At 60.3% G+C, this 20,105-nt stretch carries 21 protein-coding genes and 1 tRNA gene; 7 read left to right on the top strand and 15 right to left on the bottom strand.

Annotated elements, in window-relative coordinates:
* Positions 1 to 42 precede the first annotated feature (42 nt).
* The 5 genes from EPO34_03315 to EPO34_03335 form a co-directional block, all read right to left on the bottom strand.
* On the bottom strand, positions 43 to 1,353 hold the full coding sequence (locus EPO34_03315) for a hypothetical protein (GenBank protein ID TAK04149.1): 1,311 nt from the start codon (positions 1,351 to 1,353) through the stop codon (positions 43 to 45).
* Entirely contained in the window at positions 1,254 to 1,523 is a 270-nt protein-coding gene (locus EPO34_03320) for a ferredoxin (GenBank protein ID TAK04150.1), read from the bottom strand. Before EPO34_03320 ends, EPO34_03315 begins: the two co-directional genes overlap by 100 nt.
* A gap of 1 nt (position 1,524) precedes the next feature.
* Positions 1,525 to 2,163 carry an iron-sulfur cluster assembly scaffold protein gene (locus tag EPO34_03325; protein ID TAK04151.1) on the bottom strand — a complete coding sequence of 213 codons (639 nt, stop codon included), beginning with the start codon at positions 2,161 to 2,163 and terminating at the stop codon, positions 1,525 to 1,527.
* On the bottom strand, positions 2,156 to 3,355 hold the full coding sequence (locus EPO34_03330; protein TAK04152.1) for an aminotransferase class V-fold PLP-dependent enzyme: 1,200 nt from the start codon (positions 3,353 to 3,355) through the stop codon (positions 2,156 to 2,158). The genes EPO34_03325 and EPO34_03330 overlap by 8 nt, the downstream gene beginning before the upstream one ends.
* An 86-nt stretch (positions 3,356 to 3,441) precedes the next feature.
* Complete coding sequence (locus EPO34_03335) at positions 3,442 to 3,990, bottom strand: hypothetical protein (protein TAK04153.1); 549 nt, start codon at positions 3,988 to 3,990, stop codon at positions 3,442 to 3,444.
* Between the two features lie 36 nt (positions 3,991 to 4,026).
* Here EPO34_03335 and EPO34_03340 point away from each other — a divergent pair, with 36 nt between their 5' ends.
* Complete coding sequence (locus tag EPO34_03340; GenBank protein ID TAK04154.1) at positions 4,027 to 4,470, top strand: hypothetical protein; 444 nt, start codon at positions 4,027 to 4,029, stop codon at positions 4,468 to 4,470.
* Positions 4,471 to 4,503: 33 nt separating this feature from the next.
* Here EPO34_03340 and EPO34_03345 read toward each other — a convergent pair.
* Positions 4,504 to 4,579, bottom strand: a tRNA-Cys gene (locus EPO34_03345).
* A gap of 124 nt (positions 4,580 to 4,703) precedes the next feature.
* On the opposite strand from EPO34_03345, the gene EPO34_03350 reads away from it, so the two are divergent.
* Entirely contained in the window at positions 4,704 to 5,366 is a 663-nt protein-coding gene (locus EPO34_03350) for a hypothetical protein (protein TAK04155.1), read from the top strand.
* 57 nt (positions 5,367 to 5,423) lie between these two features.
* On the opposite strand, the gene EPO34_03355 is transcribed toward EPO34_03350, so the two are convergent.
* Entirely contained in the window at positions 5,424 to 5,894 is a 471-nt protein-coding gene (locus EPO34_03355; GenBank protein TAK04156.1) for a hypothetical protein, read from the bottom strand.
* 151 nt (positions 5,895 to 6,045) lie between these two features.
* Here EPO34_03355 and EPO34_03360 point away from each other — a divergent pair, with 151 nt between their 5' ends.
* Positions 6,046 to 8,997, top strand: coding sequence for a hypothetical protein (locus tag EPO34_03360; protein ID TAK04157.1), 2,952 nt, complete (start codon positions 6,046 to 6,048; stop codon positions 8,995 to 8,997).
* Positions 8,998 to 9,029: 32 nt separating this feature from the next.
* Here EPO34_03360 and dnaN read toward each other — a convergent pair whose 3' ends face one another.
* Positions 9,030 to 10,166: a DNA polymerase III subunit beta gene (dnaN, locus tag EPO34_03365; GenBank protein ID TAK04158.1), complete on the bottom strand. Its 1,137-nt coding sequence runs from the start codon at positions 10,164 to 10,166 to the stop codon at positions 9,030 to 9,032.
* A gap of 301 nt (positions 10,167 to 10,467) precedes the next feature.
* Positions 10,468 to 11,865, bottom strand: a complete 1,398-nt coding sequence (gene dnaA / locus EPO34_03370) for a chromosomal replication initiator protein DnaA (protein ID TAK04159.1) — start codon at positions 11,863 to 11,865, stop codon at positions 10,468 to 10,470.
* Positions 11,866 to 12,001: 136 nt separating this feature from the next.
* Between dnaA and EPO34_03375 the strand changes: the two genes are divergently transcribed.
* From EPO34_03375 to yidD, 3 genes are read left to right on the top strand one after another with little or no spacing between them, the layout of a single operon-like run.
* Positions 12,002 to 12,154: a 50S ribosomal protein L34 gene (locus tag EPO34_03375; GenBank protein ID TAK04160.1), complete on the top strand. Its 153-nt coding sequence runs from the start codon at positions 12,002 to 12,004 to the stop codon at positions 12,152 to 12,154.
* A 58-nt stretch (positions 12,155 to 12,212) separates the two neighbouring features.
* Entirely contained in the window at positions 12,213 to 12,551 is a 339-nt protein-coding gene (gene rnpA, locus EPO34_03380; GenBank protein ID TAK04161.1) for a ribonuclease P protein component, read from the top strand.
* Positions 12,548 to 12,784 carry a membrane protein insertion efficiency factor YidD gene (yidD, locus tag EPO34_03385; GenBank protein TAK04162.1) on the top strand — a complete coding sequence of 79 codons (237 nt, stop codon included), beginning with the start codon at positions 12,548 to 12,550 and terminating at the stop codon, positions 12,782 to 12,784. The genes rnpA and yidD overlap by 4 nt, the downstream gene beginning before the upstream one ends.
* Before the next feature lie 6 nt (positions 12,785 to 12,790).
* Here yidD and EPO34_03390 read toward each other — a convergent pair whose 3' ends face one another.
* The 4 genes from EPO34_03390 to EPO34_03405 all read right to left on the bottom strand — a co-directional run bounded on the left by EPO34_03390 (position 12,791) and on the right by EPO34_03405 (position 15,675).
* On the bottom strand, positions 12,791 to 13,039 hold the full coding sequence (locus tag EPO34_03390; protein ID TAK04163.1) for a DUF167 domain-containing protein: 249 nt from the start codon (positions 13,037 to 13,039) through the stop codon (positions 12,791 to 12,793).
* Positions 13,036 to 13,830: an inositol monophosphatase gene (locus EPO34_03395; protein ID TAK04164.1), complete on the bottom strand. Its 795-nt coding sequence runs from the start codon at positions 13,828 to 13,830 to the stop codon at positions 13,036 to 13,038. The genes EPO34_03390 and EPO34_03395 overlap by 4 nt, the downstream gene beginning before the upstream one ends.
* A 12-nt stretch (positions 13,831 to 13,842) precedes the next feature.
* Positions 13,843 to 14,679 (bottom strand): deoxyribonuclease IV, encoded by an 837-nt coding sequence (locus EPO34_03400; GenBank protein ID TAK04165.1) that lies wholly within the window; start codon positions 14,677 to 14,679, stop codon positions 13,843 to 13,845.
* Positions 14,680 to 14,751: 72 nt separating this feature from the next.
* Complete coding sequence (locus EPO34_03405) at positions 14,752 to 15,675, bottom strand: hypothetical protein (GenBank protein TAK04166.1); 924 nt, start codon at positions 15,673 to 15,675, stop codon at positions 14,752 to 14,754.
* A gap of 241 nt (positions 15,676 to 15,916) precedes the next feature.
* On the opposite strand from EPO34_03405, the gene EPO34_03410 reads away from it, so the two are divergent.
* Positions 15,917 to 16,696 (top strand): hypothetical protein, encoded by a 780-nt coding sequence (locus EPO34_03410; protein ID TAK04167.1) that lies wholly within the window; start codon positions 15,917 to 15,919, stop codon positions 16,694 to 16,696.
* Between the two features lie 34 nt (positions 16,697 to 16,730).
* Here EPO34_03410 and tig read toward each other — a convergent pair whose 3' ends face one another.
* Both tig and EPO34_03420 read right to left on the bottom strand, forming a co-directional pair.
* Positions 16,731 to 18,020: a trigger factor gene (gene tig, locus EPO34_03415; protein ID TAK04168.1), complete on the bottom strand. Its 1,290-nt coding sequence runs from the start codon at positions 18,018 to 18,020 to the stop codon at positions 16,731 to 16,733.
* Between the two features lie 83 nt (positions 18,021 to 18,103).
* Positions 18,104 to 20,101: a sodium-translocating pyrophosphatase gene (locus EPO34_03420; GenBank protein TAK04169.1), complete on the bottom strand. Its 1,998-nt coding sequence runs from the start codon at positions 20,099 to 20,101 to the stop codon at positions 18,104 to 18,106.
* Positions 20,102 to 20,105 lie beyond the last annotated feature (4 nt).

Genomic DNA, 20,105 nt, shown 5'->3' on the forward strand with positions numbered 1-20,105 from the left:
AAAAACACCCTTTTGTCAAGAGTGTCTGACGGTACTCTTTGCTTACTTGAGCGAAAAATCTGTTATCAGCCGGCCTTCTTTTATGAGCGTTGTGGCGGCTTGTCGCGCCGTGGCAGTCCCGACGAGGGTCGCGCCGACCAATTTCCCCTTTCGGCCGAACAATTGGACGATGCCGGTCGCGGCATCGCCGAGGACCTTCGTCTCGTCGGCTTTTTCCCGCATCACGTCGCCGACGAAGGTGATCGGCGTCCCCAAAAGCTGCGTCGCGAATGAGGACACCAGGCAAAACGGCTGCCGCTCCCCGGCCATATTCGCCGCGACGCATCGCCCCTGCATCTGCGCGTTCATCCAGCTCCCCACCATGCGCTGCCGGCCGACGGACAGGTCGAAGAACTCGGCCACGTCCCCGGCGGTCCACACGTTGGGCGCGTTCGTCTCCAGATATTCGTTTGCCTTCACTCCCTGCCCCACCTCCACGCCGCCTTCGCGGATCCACGAAAGCTCGGCTTCGAGTCCGAGGCCCAGGCCGACGATCGCTGCCGAGTCCGCGGGCACAGACCCCCTCATGCTCCCCCTTTCCAAGGGGGAGGTAGCGCAGTTCGTCACGAGCGTGACGCCGGATGATTCGAGCTTCGTGCGCAGCATCTCCCACGAAGCGCCGTCGAGCGACGAGGAGAAGAACCGGTCGCCGCGCAGCCGCACTTCGATGGGCAACGCACGCGAAGCGAACAGGTCCACGAACTCGCAGGCGATGAACCCGCCGCCGTAGACGACGCCGCGCGGCTCGCGCCCTACCTCACCCATGCCCTCTCCTTCTAAAGGAGAGGGGTAGCTGGCTTCGTCCAGCAGCTTCAAGATGTGGTCGGCATCATCCACCGTCTGCATGTGGCAAACATTGCGTCCCTCGAGGTCAGCAGGGCGCGGCTGGCCGCCGGTGGCGATGAGGAGCTTGTCGTATTCCAGCTCGCGGCCGTCGGAAAGGGTGACGAACGCGTTCTTCGTATCGAGCGCCTGTGCGAACGTGCCGGCGAGCCACTCGATGCGGTTCTGCGCGTACCACGCGGCCTTTTTCAGGAACACGCGCTCGCGCGGCACCTTGCCTTGCAGGTAGTGCGGGATCAGCACGCGCGAATAGAGCGGATGGAATTCCTCGCTCACCAGCGTGATCTGCGCGTCCGGCAGGCGCTTGCGCAGCTCCTCGGCCGCGGTCGTGCCGGCGATTCCCCCACCCGCGATGACGAACCGTGTCTCGCTCACATTTCCGGAAACAGCTGTTTTCCCGCCTCGTCGTACACGAAGATGGCGAGCGTGGGGCAGGACTGCGCGCCCAGAAGGATGTTTTCCATCTCGGATTGCGTCACCTCAAGCTCGCGCTCATAGCTCTCTCCGCCCGGCTCTTGCCCGTGGTCGAGGACGTCGGCCTTGTTCTCGGCGTTTAGCTGGAACGTGTCCGGAGCGATGGTGACGCAGCTCGCGGCACCGATGCAGAGGTCGGGATCCACTTTCACTTTGATGCGAGGCATATCAACCGAAATACTTTTCCTTATAAAAACGGATCAGTTCCTCCGCCGCCGGCAAGACGCCAGGGTTGCCGATGCCGACCTTGGTCTTCTGTTGGACGGCCTCGAGCGTATGCGCCCCTTCGAGCACCGCCTCCTCGATGTCGCGGTCCGTGACCTTGGCGACCGGGTCCACCAGGCGGGCGGATTCGACCACCATCTTATCGGTCTTGCCCGCTCGGCGGTAGTAATCGTTGATGGCGTCTCGCAGCGCCTTGTCGCACAGCACCGAACAATGGAACTTGCGCGCGGGCAGACCGCCCAGGCGCGCCATGATGTCCTGCGGCTTGAGGTCGCGCGCCTCATCGAGCGTCATGCCGCCGTTCTCGGTCACCATCACCGACGCCATGGAGGTCGAGGCGATGGCGCTCCCGCACCCGAACGTCTTCCAGCGGAACTCCCGGATGCGTTCGGACTCGGGATCCACCTTCATCCACACGCGCAACTCGTCGCCGCAGGCCGGACTCCCCACCTTGCCGGTGGCATCGTACTCGTCGGGACCCACGTCGCGATCGATGAAGTTCTTCGGCCTGAAAAAGTGCTCCTTCACGGTGTCGGAATAGAACCAGGATTGCTTGCGGTCTCGGCTGGTGACGTCAGGCATAATACTTTTCATCGACCCTGACCGGCGAGATGGAGCGAAGCTTCTCGACGAGGGGCGGGAGGATGTCGAGCGCGTAATCCACGTCGTGGTCGGTGGTGGCGCGTCCCAGGCTGAAACGCAGCGACCCGTGGGCGACCTCGTAGGGGAGACCCAACGACAGGATCACGTGGCTCGGTTCGAGCGCGGCGCTGGTACAGGCCGACCCTGTGGAGGCTTCGATTCCCGCCGCATCAAGGTACAGCAGGAGCGCCTCCCCTTCCACGTCGAGGAACGACAGGTTGGCGTTGTTGGGCAGGCGCCGCGTGGCGTGACCGTTGAGCCGCGTCTTCGGCACCCGCGCGAGCAGCCCCTTCACGAGCCGGTCGCGCAGCGGGATGAGCCGCGCGTTCTCCTCCTCCATCCCGTCTTGCGCGCGGTCGAGCGCTTCCGCAAGGCCCACGGCGCCCGGGACGTTCTCCGTGCCCGGGCGGATACCGCGCTCTTGCGTGCCGCCGAACTGCAGCGGCTGGAGCTTGAGCCCGCGCTTCACGTACAAGGCGCCGATCCCCTTCGGCCCGTATATCTTTCCGCCATTGATGGTGAGCAGGCCCGCGTGCAGCTTTTCTACGTCGAGCTCCATGGCGCCGGCCCCCTGGCAAGCGTCGGTGTGCAGCACGGCCTTGGTCTTCCCCGCCTCGCGCATCTTCTGAAGCTCGCGGCCGATGTCGGCGACCGGCTGGATGGTGCCGATCTCGTTGTTGGCGAGCATCACGGACACGAGCACGGTGTCGGGACGCACGGCGGCGAGCACGTCTTCGGCTTTCACGAGCCCGTCGCGGTCTGGAGAGACGACCGTTTGCGTGAACCCTTCCTTGCGGACGAGGTGTCCGACCGATTCAAGTACCGCCGGATGCTCGAACGCGGTGGTGACGAGATGCATCCCTTTCTCCTTGTTGGCACGCGCGTATCCGAGCACGGCCAGGTTGTCGCTTTCCGTGCCTCCGGAGGTGAACAGGATCTCGTCGGGCCTCGCCTGCAGCCGCTTTGCGATGCGGGAGCAGGCGGCATCCACCGCGTCCTTGGCCGCCTTGCCGTCCCCGTGGAAGCTCGAGGGATTGCCGCAATCAGCCCCGAGGAACGGGCGCATGGCCTCAAGCACCTCCGGAGCAAGCGGAGTGGCAGCGGCGTGGTCGAGGTACACGTGGCGCCCCATAACAGGCGGAAGGTAACAGCGAAAACCATCCCTGACAAGAGATGGGGGCGAGGTTCAACCTCCAAGGTTGAACCTCGCCCCGGACTTCAGAGAACCACCCCGAACCTCGTCCGCACGAACCACCCGATGAGGAACCCGATGAGCGCCGCGCCCATGGATACCGCGAGCATTTCTAACCCGGACCTGATCCGATCCTGCTTCGTGAAAGAGGCGCTCCAATACCCGAGGCCGAACAGCGAGACCCCGGTGCAGGCGATGGACGGGAGATACGCGTTTTGGATGGGCAGGAGAAGGTACGGCAGCAACGGGACGAATCCGCCCGCGAAATAGAACGTTCCCATGACGAGCGCCGAACGCCGAGGAGTGATCTCTTCCTGATGCCTGCGACGATGTCCGTCGCGCTCGAACGCCTTCTCGGCCGCCGCGGACGACTTGGTGGAAAGATAGCTTCCGGCCGCCATGGAGGTGGCCTCTACGGCGATCAGCACGAGCCCCGAGAGCACGACGACGTAACTGCTTCCCGTCCCGGCCGCGATCCCGGTGATGGTGCCGAGCGTGGAAACCAGGCTGTCTTCCAGCCCAAAGACGATTTCCCGCATCGAGCTCACGATGTCTTTCCTCCATCCTCCTTGCATACTTTCGTGTATTATACCGTATCATTGACTCACCCTATGAATATCCCGGAAAAATACCGCCCGTTCGATCGCCCCACGCTCATCGTCGTCACGGATAACGTGCAAGCGAAGCTGTTCAAGGCCGATGGCCGCGAGGTGAACCTGGTCCATCTCATCTCCAAGAAACTTGAACCCATGGAACAGGAGCGTTCCGCCGTGATGACCGGCGCCGGCCCCCGCAGCGCCGACGAGCACAACAAGGGGGAGCTGAAAGCGTGGACGCGCGAGCGCCTGTACACGGAGCTTTCGACGGACCTCATGCATCGTCTCCAGGCAAAGGAATTCGAGGCGTTGGCCTTCACCGCGCCGGAAGAAGACATGAACGAGCTCAAGGAATGCCTGCACGTGGACCTGCTCAAGCACGCGACCGTGTTCGTTCCGAAGGACCTGGTGAACGACGAATTGGTGGACATCGTCATCCACGTGCAAGATGAGATGTAGAAACAAAAGCGCGCCCCGAAAGGGGTGCGTTTTTGGAGGCCACGGCCGGGGTTGAACCGGCGCATAGCGGTTTTGCAGACCGCCGCGTTAACCACTTCGCCACGTGGCCATTCGTGCGAGGACGATAACAGGTTTCTCCTTCCGAGGTAAAGGGCGCGACATGCGAATATTGACCAAACCGTCCGTTTCTGCCATCCTTCCGTCGCCACTAAACGGCAAGGAGACGCAGCAACATGAAGACGAAGACCGCGTTCGTGGTGGTTCTCGCCCTTTCCCTCCCCCTCTCCGCCCTCGCGGCGGACCCGCCGGCCACGCAGCCGGTCGCGCCCAAGGCACCTGCCAAGGTCGAGCCGAAGAAGAAGGCGCCGGCTCCGAAGGCCAAGGCGCCGACCAAGACAGGCCAGGAGCAAGCGCTGGCGCAGCCCGTAAACCCGAGCGAGCAGCTCGCGCTCGACATCAACAAGGAGCCGGACTGCGCGAAGTTCAAGTCGACGGGCGAGTACTTCACCTACATGAACTCTCGCGTGGATCTGCTTGGGAAGTACGCTGACGAGCTCGGTCATGTCTCGCTCATCCTCACGGTCGCGACGCAAGAGCGCGACATCAAGGATCCAAAGCTGCGTGAAGCGGCAGTCGCCGTCAACGATTCCGTCCAGATGTCGGCCAAGCGTCTGCGTGAGCTGGCAGTCCTGCTCCACATGCCCGGCAACCTCGCGGCCGGAGACGACAAGATGGATCCAGGGATGGTGTCGACGTGCAGGCAAATGCAGACGTCGACCGCTAATCTCTACCGCTCCACGATGCAGGTCGCATCGACGGCCATCAAGCTCCAACAGGTGCTCGACCGCCGCTATCCGCCCCCGCCGGACGCCGATGCGCCGGCGGCCACCCCCTGACCCGTCCATGACGGGTTTTTTCATACAAAAACCGGCCGCATTGGCCGGCTTTTCCGTCTAGTACACCTCAATCATCGCCCTGCGCCTCCCGAGCTTCCTCGCCTCGTCACGACTCTCCATCCACACGTCCATCGCCTGGCCGTACCGCGCGTTCATGCGGTCCTCGACGATGAATTCCTTGTCTCCGAACAGCTGCGGAATCTTCACTTTCGTCCCAATGGGGAGGAAGTTGGCGGCCACGATCCCGTCGCGAACATGGGTGCCAGAGGCGGTCACGAATGGGGTATCGTCGGTCTGCCACGGGTCGGAGTTGTACGCGCTCACGGGAACGACCATGCGCCGTTTCCAGGCGGGCTTCGGGGAATCCGGCAGCGTGCCGAACGGCCGGGTGGCATTCTGCATGGCCGCCACCTGCAGGGCGAGGGCTTCCGCGCGCTCGGCCTCGTGGGCATCCTCCCGCGCGAACGCCGCGGGGGCAGACATGACGAGGACGCTCACGAGACAGGCGGCGGCGAGTGAAAGGTCCAAAGCATGGCGGCGCAAAGCGCGCCGCGTGCCTTGGGCCCACACCATCGACGGTAAGGGACTCATAGGTCGCGACATTGTACGTTCGACGCGGCAACGAGTCAACGGATAACTTGAAAAAGAGGCTCAAATCCGCTACGATTCTCCGAACCGTATGTCCTCCCACCGCTACCCCTCCCATCAATGGCATCCCGGGCGGAGATCCCGCATGAAGCTCCCCAAGCTCAAGCTCTCCAAGGGGGCTTGGCAGAACATCCTGCTCGTCGTTTCCCTGCTCGTGATGGGCGGCTCCCTGTTCACGCTCGGGCTGTTCGCGTTCGTTTCCCGCGACCTGCCGGACCCGAAACAGCTCACGGAGCGCACCATTCCCGAGACCACTAAGATCTACGACCGCACGGGGGAGCATCTCCTGTACGCCATCTTCAATAAGGAGAACCGCACGCTCGTGAAGGTGCAGAAGGAGTTCTGTAATCCTGAGGCAGACATCGAGAAGGATGAAAAGGGAATTCCGCCCTTTGCGGTGCAAGCGACCATCGCGGCCGAGGACCGTTCCTTTTGCACGCACGGCGGGTTCAGCTTCAAGGGGCTGTTGCGCGCGCTCGTGTTCGGCGGATCGCGCGGCGGCGGCTCCACGCTCACCCAGCAGCTCGTGAAGAACGCGATCTTGAGCAACGAACGCACGCTCACGCGCAAGGCCAAGGAGCTCATCCTCTCGCTCGAGCTCGAACGCCGCTATGAGAAGGACGAGATCCTCCAGATCTACTTCAACGAGATCCCCTACGGCTCCACCTACTACGGCATCGAGGCCGCGAGCCAGAACTTCTTCGGGCGCCACGTGAGCGACCTCACGCTCGCACAGGCCGCGACCCTCGCCGCCCTCCCGCAAGTGCCCACCTTCTACATCAACAACCCAGACCGGCTCCGCGTGCGCCGCGACTGGATCCTCGCAAGCATGGCGGAACTCGGGTTCATCACGACGGAAGAGGCCGAGGAGGCGAAGAAGACGGATACGCCGCTCAACGACCGCGTGAGCAACATCTCAGCCCCGCACTTCGTGTTCTACGTGAAGGAACAGTTGGAGGCGAAATACGGGCAGCGCCAGGTGGAGGAAGGGGGCCTTAAGGTGATCACGACCCTTGATTACGACAAGCAGATGATCGCCGAGGAGGAGGTGAAGCGCGGGGTGGAGGAGCGAGGCGAGCAATATGCCTTCAATAACGCCGCACTCGTCGCGGAGGATCCCAGGACCGGGCAGATCCTCGCCATGGTGGGCTCCAAGGATTACTTCGACGACGAGATCCACGGCAAGGTGAACGTCACCACGCGAGCGCGTCAGCCGGGATCGAGCTTCAAGCCCATCGTGTACGCCAAGGGGTTCGAGCTCGGATATACGCCAAGCACGGTGCTTTGGGACGTGAACACCGTCTTCCCATCCACGACCGGCGCCTACAACCCGCATAACTACGACCTGAGCGAACGCGGACCTATCCGCGTGCGCGAGGCCTTGCAAGGGTCGCTCAACGTCCCGGCCGTGAAGCTGACCTATCTGGTCGGGGTGCCGCGCGCGCTCGATTTCGCCGAGACGCTTGGCTACACCACCTTCGAGGACCGCTCGCGGTTCGGGCTCTCCATCGTGCTCGGCGGGGCCGAGGTGAAGCTCGTGGAGCACGTGGGCGCCTATGCCGCGTTCGCCGCCGACGGGATCCGTATGCCGCAGGCATCCATCCTTAAGGTGGAAGACGCGCACGGGACCGTCCTCGAGGAATGGAAGCCGCCTGAAGGGGAGAAGGTGATGGAACCAAACGTGGCGCGCACGCTCACGAACGTGCTGTCGGATAACGCCGCGCGCGCGTACGTCTTCGGCGCGAATAATGCGCTCACGCTCGGCACCCGCCCGGCAGCCGCGAAAACCGGCACCACCAACGACTACCACGACGGGTGGACCATCGGCTATGTCCCGTCACTCGCTGCCGGCGTGTGGACCGGGAACGCGGACAACGCCGCGATGAAGAAGGGGGCGGATGGGAGTAAGATCGCGGCGCCCATCTGGAACGCGTTCATGAAGCGGGCGCTCGACGCGACGCCGGTGGAGACGTTCATGGGCCCCGTCCTGAATCCGACGGGCAAACGCATCCTCGATGGCGAGCTCGGCGGCACCACGGTCACCGTCGATAAGGCCACAGGCAAGCTCGCGACGGAATTCACCCCTCCCTCCATGCGTGAGGAACGCACGTTCGCTGAATATCACGACATCCTCCATTACGTGGACCGTGCCGACCCGCTCGGCCCGATCCCGGCGGACCCGGGGAGGGACGCCCAATATGCGGCCTGGGAAGCGGGCGTGGCTGACTGGCTCGCGCGCAAGGAAATCGAGACGGGGATAAAGGTCACCAATGCCGCGCCCCCCACGGAATACGACGACGTACACGTGCCAGGCAACTTCCCGAGCGTCACCATAGAATCACCAGGAAACGGCAGTGAGATCTCTTCACGCTCGATCGACGTGGCCGTGAACGCGTTCGCTCCGCGCGGCGTGCGTCGGGTCGAGTTCTATCTCGATGGATTTTTCCTCGGCTCCGACGAATCCGAGCCGTTCTCCTTGCATGCGTCGCTCCCTAGCACGGTCGGCCGAGGATTCCACACGCTTAAGGCTGTAGCCTTTGATGATGTGGAAAACAGCGGCTCTGACACGGTTGGCGTGCACGTTACCAGCGATGCCGAGGTCGGCGGATTCGATTTGTTGGACCCGAAGAACGGCCAAACGATCGAAAAAACCAGCTCCTCCTTCCCTGTAGCCGTCACATTGCAGGATCCGGGCGACTACAGCTCGGTCACGGTCACGGCCAAGCCGTCCGGCGCGGGTTCGCCACAGCCGGTCGGGACGAAGACCTTCCCCTCTTCCCCGTTCATCACCTTCGATTGGACCCTTCCCGCCGACGGGGATTGGATCCTCACTGCCTCGGCCGTCCGCACCCGTGATGGCGCGCGCATGGACACGGCCGGCATCGTGGTGCATGTCACCACCCCGTCAGGAACCGCCATCCCGACACCCTTGGACGGCACCCCGCCCCCATCGCAAAACGATTTGAATCCGTTCAAGACATGAAACGAAGAACGGGCCGTACGGCCCGTTTTCTTTTACTGTTTGATCGGCATCACGATATAGAGGTAGCCGGTCCCTTCTGATGGGGAAATGACACAAGGGTTGCCACCGTCGATCATCTTGAACGACACCCTATCGCCACCCATCGCGTTGAGGCCGTCGAGAAGGTAACGGTAGTTCACCGTGACGTTGTTGTCGGAGCCGGTCGCCTCCGCCCCGCACTCGGCCGTATTGTCGCCGCGCGCGGCATCAGTCGCCTTCACCCGAAGTTTCTTTTCGTTCACGTCGAATTCAAGCGTCACGTCGAAAAGGCCCGTCCGCGAGAAGAGGCTTGCGGTCTTCACCGCTTTCACCATGTCGTCACGATCCAGCAAGGATTGCGTTTGGAACGATTTGGGAATGATCTGCCGATAATCCGGATAATGTCCCTCAATGAGGCGGGAAACGAGCTCAACCGTCCCGTAATCGAATGCCGCTTGGTTGTCGGAAAGCTTGAGGGAGATTTCCGCTGGGGAATCCACCTCGTCCTTGAACACGGATAGTATTCGGTTCACTTCGGAAAGGGTCCTTGCGGGAATGATGACCGTCTCCTCCGTTTCGACGGATCCCGCCGGGAGAGGGACGACGGCTTCCGCAAGACGGTATGAGTCGGTGGCCGCAAGCGTCATGGTCGAGTTTGTCCCGCTGTTGCCGAAACGGATGCACACCCCGGCAAGCTCGGGCCTGGACTCGTTCGTGGCCACCGCGAACAAAACTTGGGAGAGGGCCGAGCGGAACGAGGCGACGGGGATGCGATACGAACGACTCGCCGTGACCTCTGGAACGAGCGGAAATTCCGAAGCGGGGAGTCCGTTCATCCGTGTCTTGTTTCCTGCGCATGAGACGGACATGCTCGTCCCCGCCTCCTCCACCGTCACGGTCTCGTTCGGAAGGAGGGATACGTAATCGAAGAAGAGCTTGGAGGGGACGGTAAACTCCCCTGGAACCTCTACCTTGCCACGCACTGAGCACGACACGGCTATTTCCAAATTCGTCGTCGTGAACCGTATCGCCCCGCCGTCCGCTTTCACCAGCACGTTCTGCAGGACGGGTAGGTTCACGTTCTTCGATGTGATGTGACTCGTGATGGACAACCCTTGATGCAGGTTCTCCCTAGTACAGGATAATTTCATATCGATTCCCCCCTTCCTTGTCACCCCGTTATCTATTATTAGATAGATAGAGTATGAGACTCACGAAGATAGTAAGGGGTGTGGACGGGGTGGATAGATAAGGAATAGGCTTAATATTCGCGAAAAAACAGTTGTAAGGAATGTGCATGGACCACCCCTTTGTCTTGAGGATGATCGGAGGATGGAAGATGAGATGGAATTCCCTTTCCGATCATCCCCCTTTTCCCCACACGCGCGTCCGCAAGGCATCTCACCCTCTATCCTCCGGTTATCGACTTGTGGATAGAGGTGGATAAGCTGTTTAAAGCGCGTACAGCCGTTGTTTGATGATTTCCAGGTCATGTTGAAGCTTTTCGTCCTCATTCAGGCAGTTCAGGATCTTGTCGTAGGCATGCATGGCCGTGGTGTGGTCTCGGCCGCCGAGTTCGGATCCGATGGCTGGATAGCTTGCCTTCATTTCCTCACGGAGGAGATACATGATGATCTGGCGAGGAAAGGCGAGGCGTTTTTCCCGGCTCTTTCCCAAGAGCTCATCGACGGGCAGGTCGAAGTACGTGGCGACCGTGGTGAGCACCTGGCGCGCGGTGAGCGTCTTCTTGTTCGTGGTCGGGTTGAAGCTCGTGAGGATGGGGCGGACGCTTTCCACGGTCGGGGGGATGTTCTTGAACTGGTGGAAGGCGATGACCTTGTTAAGCGCTCCCTCCAACTCACGCACGTTCGTCTGAACCACGGTGGCGACGTGGTTGAGGATGTCGTGGTCGAGAGCGTAGTTTTTTTCGCGACACTTAGCCCATAAAATGGCCACACGCGTCTCAAAATCAGGACTTCCCACATCGGCCATCATCCCGCATTCGAACCGTGAGATGAGGCGCTGTTCGAGCTCTGGGATGGCCTTCGGCGGCCGGTCCGAGGTGATCACGATCTGCTTATTGTTTTGATAAAGCTGGTTGAACGTGTGGAAAAACTCCTCTTGCGTTTCCTTCTTTCCCTTAAGGAATTGGATGTCATCGATGAGCAGGAGGTCCACGTTGCGGTAGCGAGACTTGAATTCCTTCATCTGGTTGCCGCGCAACGCCCCGATGTAGTCGTTCGTGAACCGCTCGCAGGTGACGTAGAGGACGTTGAGGCTTGGGGTCTTGCGTACCAGGTCATTCCCGACCGCTTGGAGGAGGTGCGTCTTGCCGAGCCCGACGCCGCCATAGATGAACAATGGGTTATAGACCCCGCCCGGCTGGGCCGCGACGGCTTGGGCGGCCGCATGGGCGAGCTCGTTCTGCTTCCCTACGATGAAGGTCGCGAACGCATACTTCCCGTTCAAGGTGAATTCCCCATTTTGCGGCTGGGCATGGGACGTTTCGACCTGGAATGGCATGGCATCGGCCTGGATCGGATGGTCGAGGGCAGGTTCAGAGGCAGGGGATGAAACCAGGGCGCCAGCCGCAGCAGGAATCTTGGAGTCCACCCGATAACTTATGATCCGGACCGTGTGGTTGGTGAGATTTTGCAAGGAGTTCATGATCTCCTTGTGATATTTTTTCTCAAGCCACGCCTTCGTGAACGCGTTCGGGACCCCGATGCACACCTCGTTTCCCGCATGGGAAGCGATGAACGTGTTACGAAACCATGTCGTGAAATTCGCCTTGCTTAGCGATAACTCAAGCTCCCCTAATACAGCATGCCACAACTCATGAGTCGTCATACCATCAACGGGACATTCCTCCTTAAATCCATTGAGTGACAGGTAGTGTAGTCCAGATATCCACAACGGGGCAAGTGTGTGGATAGGGGGGGAAACAGTTGATAAGTTGGGGATGGGGTGCTAGGATGGCCGTGCTATGAAACGAACGTTCCAACCCAAGAAAGCGCGCGCCGGAAAGGTGCATGGCTTCCGCGTCCGCTCCCGTTCAAGGAGCGGCCGGGCGGTCCTTGCCCGCCGCCGCGCGGTCGGACGCAAGCGTGTGTCCGTGCAGAGGAAAAAGCTCAAATGATCCTGCCTAAGGCAGGATCATCCTGAGCCCCGACATTACGTCGGGACGAAAGGATCCTATGTTGCCCGCGCAGAACCGCTTGCGGCATGAGAAGGATATCAAAGCACTCTTCTCCGAAGGGAAGGGTGTTTTTGATGCCCTCTGCGGATTGAAGTATCGCAAGAACGGGCTTGGGTCCTCTCGTTTCGCGGTGGTGGTCGGGACAAAAGTCTCGAAGAACGCCGTGGATCGCAATCGGGTGCGACGACGCATCCGTTCCGTGCTGGAAGCGCGCCTCGCTCTCATAAAGCCGGGATTTGACGTCGCCTTCCTTACCCGCCCGGGGGTCACGAAGAAGGATTTTGCGGCCATTGAGGCAGCGGTCGTGAGTTCACTCAAGCGCGCCAAGCTTTTGTGAGGATGATCGCCTTGGGAGCCATACGCCTGTACCAAATGACCCTCTCTCCGGATCATGGGCCGTTGCGTTTCCTCCATCCGAACGGATTTTGTCGGTTTCATCCTACGTGCTCGAGCTATGCGTTTGAGGCGGTCGAACGATTTGGTACAGGAAAGGGCCTGTGGTTGGCCATGAAACGCCTCTTACGCTGCCACCCTTGGTCACCTGGAGGCATCGACGAGGTTCCGAAATAAAACGGCCTAGACAGGCCGATTTTTATAAACTTCATCAGGGATTTCCACCTGTTTTAGCCGCGTTCCGGCCCCTCGGACGAGGTTCAAGCGGGACGGAGCTACCCCGAACTCGTCCGCGAGCAGCCGGAGGAGCGCTTCATTGGCTTTTCCCTTCTCTGGTGGGGCGTTCAGGTCGACTTTTATGGTCGTGTTGTCGAGCCATGACACAATTTTTGTTTCCCGAGCGTTCGGCCGGGCGTGAACTGTGAGGATCACATGGCTTCCTCCCTCATTTTTCGGATAGTTTCTACCACTTTACGGTGGATGACCCTGTTGCTGGCCACCAAATCGTCCTTCGTGAGGTCCCAGGGGGTTCCGTCGTAGGTGGTAACCCTTCCCCCGGCCTCTTTCACTAGCAGGACTCCTGCGGCCGTATCCCAAGGCTTGTCCCCCGTGAGAATGACCGCGTCCGCACGCCCGGCCGCGACGGAGGTGAGCATGATGGTGGCCGACCCTAATCGCCGGAAGTACGGCATGGACAGCTCAAGCGCAGTGACGATGTTGCGGTGGACCGCCCGGTCGCGGTTTCGATACCCACGTCCGGCCAGGAACATGGCGCCGTGGGCCACGCTTCGGCGAGTCACGCGGATTCGTTTGCCGTTCAGGAACGCCCCTTTCCCCCGCTCTGCCGTGAACATCTCATCGTGGATAGGGTCGTAAATCACTGAAAGTTCCGTCACCCGGTCCTTCACGCGGGCGATGGCAACGGCAAACAGCGGGATGCCGTTGATGTAGTTCGTGGTCCCGTCGAGCGGGTCGATGATCCAGGTGCGGCCGTCCCCGATCTCCATCGGGGCCCGGTCGGACTCCTCGCTCAAAAGGTGGTCGTCTGGGAACGCCTTGGCAAGACGGCGCAGGATGAGGCGGTTGCTGGCAAGATCCACTTCGGACACCGGCCCGCCCTTTTCCTTGAACCGGACCCGGTTATCCGGCCTCAAAAAGTGTCGTTTGAGGATCGCACCGGCGTCCCTGGCCGTCTTTACCGCGATGCGAAGCTCGGGAGACATAGCCCTCGTACATTACGCCTTGCGGAAACCCTTGAGAAGCCGCAGGTCTTCGCCCACCCCGTCGTCCCACGGGGTCTCGAGGATCAGGTCGAGATGTTGGATCTTGGGGTGCGAGACAATCGCCTGGAACCCTTTGAGTCCGATCTTTCCTTTTCCGAGGTGCTCGTGGCGGTCCTTGTGGGCCTCGAAATCGACCAGGGAGTCGTTGCAATGGGACATCACGAGCCGGTCTAATCCGACCAATTCGTCGAATTGGTCGAATGTGTGGCGAACGGCCTTGGCCGTTCGCAGGTCGTACCCCGAGGCGAACGCATGCTGCGTGTCGAAGCAGACGCCAATTTCCTTCCCACGCCTAGCCCCGTCCAGAAACGCCGCAATCTCTTCAAACGTGTCCCCCATCACCATTCCGGCGCCCGCGGAGATTTCGATAAGCAGCTGACAGTCGCCTTCATATCTGTCCATGACGCGATCGATTCCCTCGATGACCATCTCCAAGCCCTTCTCCTGTCCCACGTCTTTCGCCGAACCGGGATGGAACATCACGGCGCGACACCCAAGCGCGCTGCCACGTTCAAGTTCGTCGCGAATGATGCCAACCGATGAGTGTCGGATGCGAGGTTCGGACGAGGCGAGGTTGATGAAGTATGGAGCATGGATGTAAGCCGCCTTCTGCCCATGCTCCTTCATCGCGTCCTGAAACTTCGCCGAGACCTCCGGCGTGATTGGTGCCGGCTTCCCACCTTGGGGCGGACGGGAAAACATCTGGAACACCTCGCAGCCGAGTTCGGCGGCGTTCTTTGGTCCGTTCCAAAGGCCGCCTGCTGCGGAAACGTGAGCGCCGAATTTCATAGATTTCAATCCTAACACAACATTTGTTCAAGAAAAGAAAAAAGGGTGACACCGTCACCCCTTCGATAGTCATCATCCGAGCACACCTGCGAGTCGCCCCTTCCAGCTCTTGGTATGAAAAATACGTGCGACAGACTTGTTTCGAGCCTCCTTCCACCCAATGCGCCCATTGGCCCAGTCGTGTGCCGTATCCTTGTTTTCCTCGTCAAACACATACAGCGCATGGCCGTAGTTCGGCGAATCAACCACAAGGATGCGCTTGCTGTTCTTCAAGCCGGTGAACATGAGTCTTTCGCCGATTCCGACGAAAATGTCCTGTGTCTCGTCGAAGGTCCCTGGATCGAAACACTGTCCGTCCACGATGCGTCGGATGCGTTTCTGATTGCGCTCAAGCGCCATCTGACGCGCAAGTCGCATTCGGATCAGTTCGATCGTGTTCACACCGTCGAAATAACATCCGACGATGCTGTCGAGCAGCAGCGACCAGTTCCGCTCGTGAATCGGCTGGACGAACCGGATTGCCTTGTGGCGCGACCATTCGTACGGACGTTCTCGCGGGAAGGTGATATCCCCATTGGTGACATCCCCATTTTCCAGACGGAAGAAGGTATATTCGATTTCCGTCGCCATAATCTTCTCCACCTCCGCGACGCATAGGCTGATGAACGGATAAGGAAGGAATGTTCCTTCACGCATCCAGCCATCCTTGATTCGTTCCCAACCATCACGCCCATGATTGTCCCCGAATTCTCGATCGTAACACCTCCATTCACCGTACGACTCTGAGTCTACGTATCCATTCCTCCACCATTTTATGTATGGCAGGGGTTCGGAAATCATCCAAAACTCGCGACCGTCATTCAAGGTTCCTTCGATTTGTTCAATCGATGTCGGATACAGGTGTCCCTCAACCGCATGGCCAATGATTTTTCCATCGACCTCAAGACGGTTGATGTGCCGTCTTCCCTTAACGGCCATCACGGTTCTGACAGGCATTTCCCTCCGACTAAGCGTAGTGATGGCGACATCCCGGACAGGCCGAATCTTGACTAGGTGGCGCATCTCTTCCTCCGATTGATGTACGGAAAGAATTCCGTTGGTGCGACCGAAGCGATTTTCAATGATCCGGTAAGGATGCTACAGGAAAATTACGATTTTGTCAATAGATTTACTGTCAGTTTATTATTACAAACTCTCTTACAAAATCAGTAGAATATGCTATACTGTCATTATAGATATGACAGATAATGTTTTTCGAAAGACAAAAGGCAGCGAAAACCTTCTCGTTTCGAGACTGGAGGAGTTTGGGTTGAATGCCGCCGAAGCGCAGGTGTACGTCTATTTATTGGAACGAGGATCGGAGGCCGGAGGGTCGCACATAGCCCAGGCGACCGATCTGCACCGGCAATACGTATACCTAGCTCTCCCCCGACTCATCGAGCTTGGGCTCATCGAGGAGGTTCCACGCGGAAAGCAACACGCATACAAGGCCCGCTCGCCGATCGAGATTGAGAAGATCGGGCGCAAGCGCGCGTTGCTCGCTGGCGACCTCGCGCGGGATCTAAATGCCGTGAGTGCTATCGGGAATGAGCAGGATTTCGAGGTGGTACAAGGCACTCGTGCCATCCAGGATTTTGAGCTCCAATTTGTAGGGCGCGCAAACGAGGGTGAACAGGAGTGCATCATCGGCGGCGCCTCGCAAGCGTTCGGAGAGCTCATGCGCGACCAACTCGAGGCATATCTGGAGCTCAAAAAGGAAAAGAAGATCGTAGTGAAATATATAGGGACCGAAGACGAACGACCGTCGTATCAGAAATACATCGGGAAGTTCGCGCATCAGCAATATCGCTTCCTGCCAAAGCTTCCGAAAGGAAACGCGCACATGGTTGTGAGAAAAGACAGCGTGGCCTTTTATAGCTTTCTTCAGCCGCCGCTCGTGTACGTCGTGAAATCTCCCGTCGTCGCGGCAAACTACAAGCAATTCTTCCTCATGCTTTGGGAAATGGCGACGGTTTGAAACGGAAAAGCGGGGCCATTTGCCCCGCTTTTTGTTATTTCACCATTTCACTCCTTAGCTTATCGATCACCTTCCGATTTCGCAGTACGACCGTGACGTACTCCCGATACTGCGGCGAGTACAGGCGCTTCTTGGCCTCGGGATCCTCGTAATTTTCGGCCACCTTGTCGAGTTCTTCGTCCACTTCCTTGTCCTCGACGGTGATTTTCTCAAGCTTCGCGATCTCCTTCACGATGATGGCCACCTTCACGCGCGTGAGCGCCTGCGCGGCGAACTCGAGCTTGAGCTGCGCGATGGATTTCTTGATGGACGACAGGTACTTGTCGAAGTCGAGTCCCTGCGCGGTGACGTTGTGCTCGAGCTCCGAGAGCATCTTCATGATTTCCTCGTTCACGAGCAGGTCCGGGATGTCGTCGAAGCGGGAATCCTTGGCGATCAGCCCAAACATCTCACGCTCCACACGGCGTCGCTCCTCCTCCGCGCGCTCAGCCACGAGGTTCTCCTTGATGCGTCCGCGCAGCGTGGCAACGTCGGCCTGTCCCATGGACTTGGCGAACGCGTCGTCGATGGGCGGCGCCTCGAGATGATAGAGCTCGTTGAGCGTCACCTCGAAGTCCACGTCGGTGCCGGCAAGCATCTTGGACGCATGCCCCTCCGGGAACTTGAGGGTGAACGATTTCTTTTCGCCCTCCTTCATCCCCAGCACATGCTCCTTGAAGCCCGGAATGTAATACTCCTCGCCCATGTAAACCGCGTGATTGGGGGACTGCCCGCCCTCGACGGGGATGCCCGCCTTCTTCATGTCCATGGCCATCACCGCCTTGTCCTTGTCCGAAACGGCCGTACCGCCCGGAGCACGGACCTCCCTGGTCTGCATGCGCGTAAGGTCTTTCAGTACCAGGTCGACCTCCTTGTCCTCGACCGGTTTCGTCTGCGACTTCACCGACATCTTGTGCCAGTCCGCGAGCTTGGTCACGGCCGGCATCTTCGCGACCTCGGCGGTATATACGAGGTCATTGTCCGGGGCGAGCTTCACCACGTCGATCTTGGGCGAACCCACGGTCTCGAGGTCGTTCTTCGCGAACGCCTCGAACAGCGTGGCACGGACGACGGGCTCGAGCGCGGCCTCGTAAATCTTCATTTCCCCGACGCGGTTTTTCACCAGGTCGTACGACGCGTGTCCCGGGCGGAACCCGGGGATGGAGGTTTCCTCCGAAATCGCGGAAGCCGCGGTTTCAAGGTAGGATTTCAACTCCTCTTTCGGGACGGTGACCGTGATCTTTACCGCGTTTTTCGCGAGATTTTCGACCTGGATGGAAGGCATAATGGGCCGAGTTTAGGCCATAAACTCCCCCGCGTCAACGGGGAAACCAAACCCCGCCCTTTTGGGGCGGGGTTATTGGATGGTTATGCGATGAACGCGACGATGAGCAGCGCCACGATGTTCAGGATCTTGATCATCGGGTTGATGGCAGGGCCAGCCGTATCCTTGTACGGGTCGCCCACGGTGTCGCCGGTGACGGCCGCCTTGTGCGTGTCGCTTCCCTTGCCGCCGTAGTTGCCAGCCTCGATGAACTTCTTGGCGTTGTCCCACGCGCCGCCGCCGGTGGTCATTGAGATGGCCACGAACAATCCGGTGACGATGGAACCGATGAGGAGCCCTCCGAGCGCCTCCTTGCCAAGGCCGAAACCGACGACGATCGGGGCGAACACGGCGAGGAGCGATGGGAGAACCATCTTGCGGATGGCCTCCTGGGTGACGATGTCGACCGCCTTGGCGTAATCCGGCTTCCCAGTGCCCTCCATGATGCCAGGAATTTCGCGGAACTGGCGACGCACCTCGGCCACGACCGAACCGGCCGCCTGGCCCACGGCTTCCATGGCCATGGCGCCGAAAAGATAGGTCACGAGGCCGCCCAGGAACAATCCGGCGATCACGTCCGGGTCTGCCAGGCTGAAGATGACATCGCCGCCCTTTGCCTCGAGCGCGTGCACGAAATCGCCGAAGAGCACGAGGGTGGCAAGGCCGGCCGAGCCGATGGCATAGGCCTTGGTGACGGCCTTGGTGGTGTTGCCGACCGCGTCGAGGGGATCCGTGACGTCACGGACCTCCTTGGGGAGATCCGCCATCTCGGCGATGCCGCCGGCGTTGTCCGTGATGGGACCATACGCGTCGATTGCCACCACGATGCCCGTGAGCGAGAGCATGGCCATGGCCGCGATCGCGACGCCGTACAAGCCAGCCTGCTGGAAGGCGATGAGGATGCCGAGCACGATGGTGATTACCGGGAGCGCGGTGGACTTCATGGAGAGGGCGAGGCCGGCGATGATGTTGGTGCCATGGCCGGATTGGCTCGCCTCCGCGAGCTTCTTCACCGGGCCATACTGGGTGCCGGTGTAGTACTCGGTGATCATGATCATGAGGCCGGTCACCACGAGGCCCAGCAGGGCGCAGAGGTATACCGCCTTCACGTCGAGTCCCGCGACGCCCCCGAGCAGGTTCTTGGTGAGCGGATAGAAGCCGATGGCGGCCAGGATGCCGGATGCCGCGAGGCCCTTATAGAGCGCCCCCATGATGTTCTTCTTGTTGGCGCCGAGCTTCACGAAGAAGGTGCCCACGACCGAGGCGATGATCGCGACGCCGCCGAGCGCGAGCGGATAGAGGGTGGCGTTCAGGTCGTTCGGGAACAGGAGGTGACCGAGCACCATGGTGGCCACGGTGGTCACCGCATAGGTCTCGAACAGGTCCGCGGCCATGCCGGCGCAGTCCCCCACGTTATCCCCCACGTTGTCGGCGATCACGGCCGGATTGCGTGGGTCATCCTCGGGGATGCCCGCCTCGGTCTTACCAACGAGGTCCGCGCCCACGTCGGCGGCCTTCGTGAAGATGCCGCCGCCCAGCCTCGCGAACACGCTGATGAGCGAGCCGCCGAATCCCAGGCCGATGAGCGCGTCAACGTCCTGCGTGACAGCATAGAAGCCGGCGACGCCAAGGAGCGCGAGGCCTACCACGAACAAGCCCGTCACCGCGCCGCCCTTGAAGGCCATGTCGAGCGCCTTTTCAAGGCCACCCTTCGCCGCCTCAGTGGTGCGCACGTTCGCACGCACGGATACGGACATGCCGATGTAGCCGGCGACTCCGGAGAGGATGGCGCCCACGGCGAACCCGGCGGCCATGGTCCAGCCAAGCGCGAGGCCAAGCACCACGAAGACGACGGCGCCGATCATCGCGATCGTCTTGTACTGGCGCGCCATGTACGCGTTCGCCCCTTCCTGGATGGCAAGCGCGATCCCCTTCATTTTCCCGTCTCCGGACGGCTGCTTGAGAATCCAGTTGATGAGAAAGCCTCCATAAGCCAGGGCGACCACGGAGGCGCCGATGGCGTACTGAATGATGTCATTCATAGAT

The sequence above is a fragment of the Patescibacteria group bacterium genome, assembly GCA_004297215.1.
Classification (GTDB): domain Bacteria; phylum Patescibacteriota; class Patescibacteriia; order UBA9934; family GWF2-40-263; genus 2-01-FULL-63-20.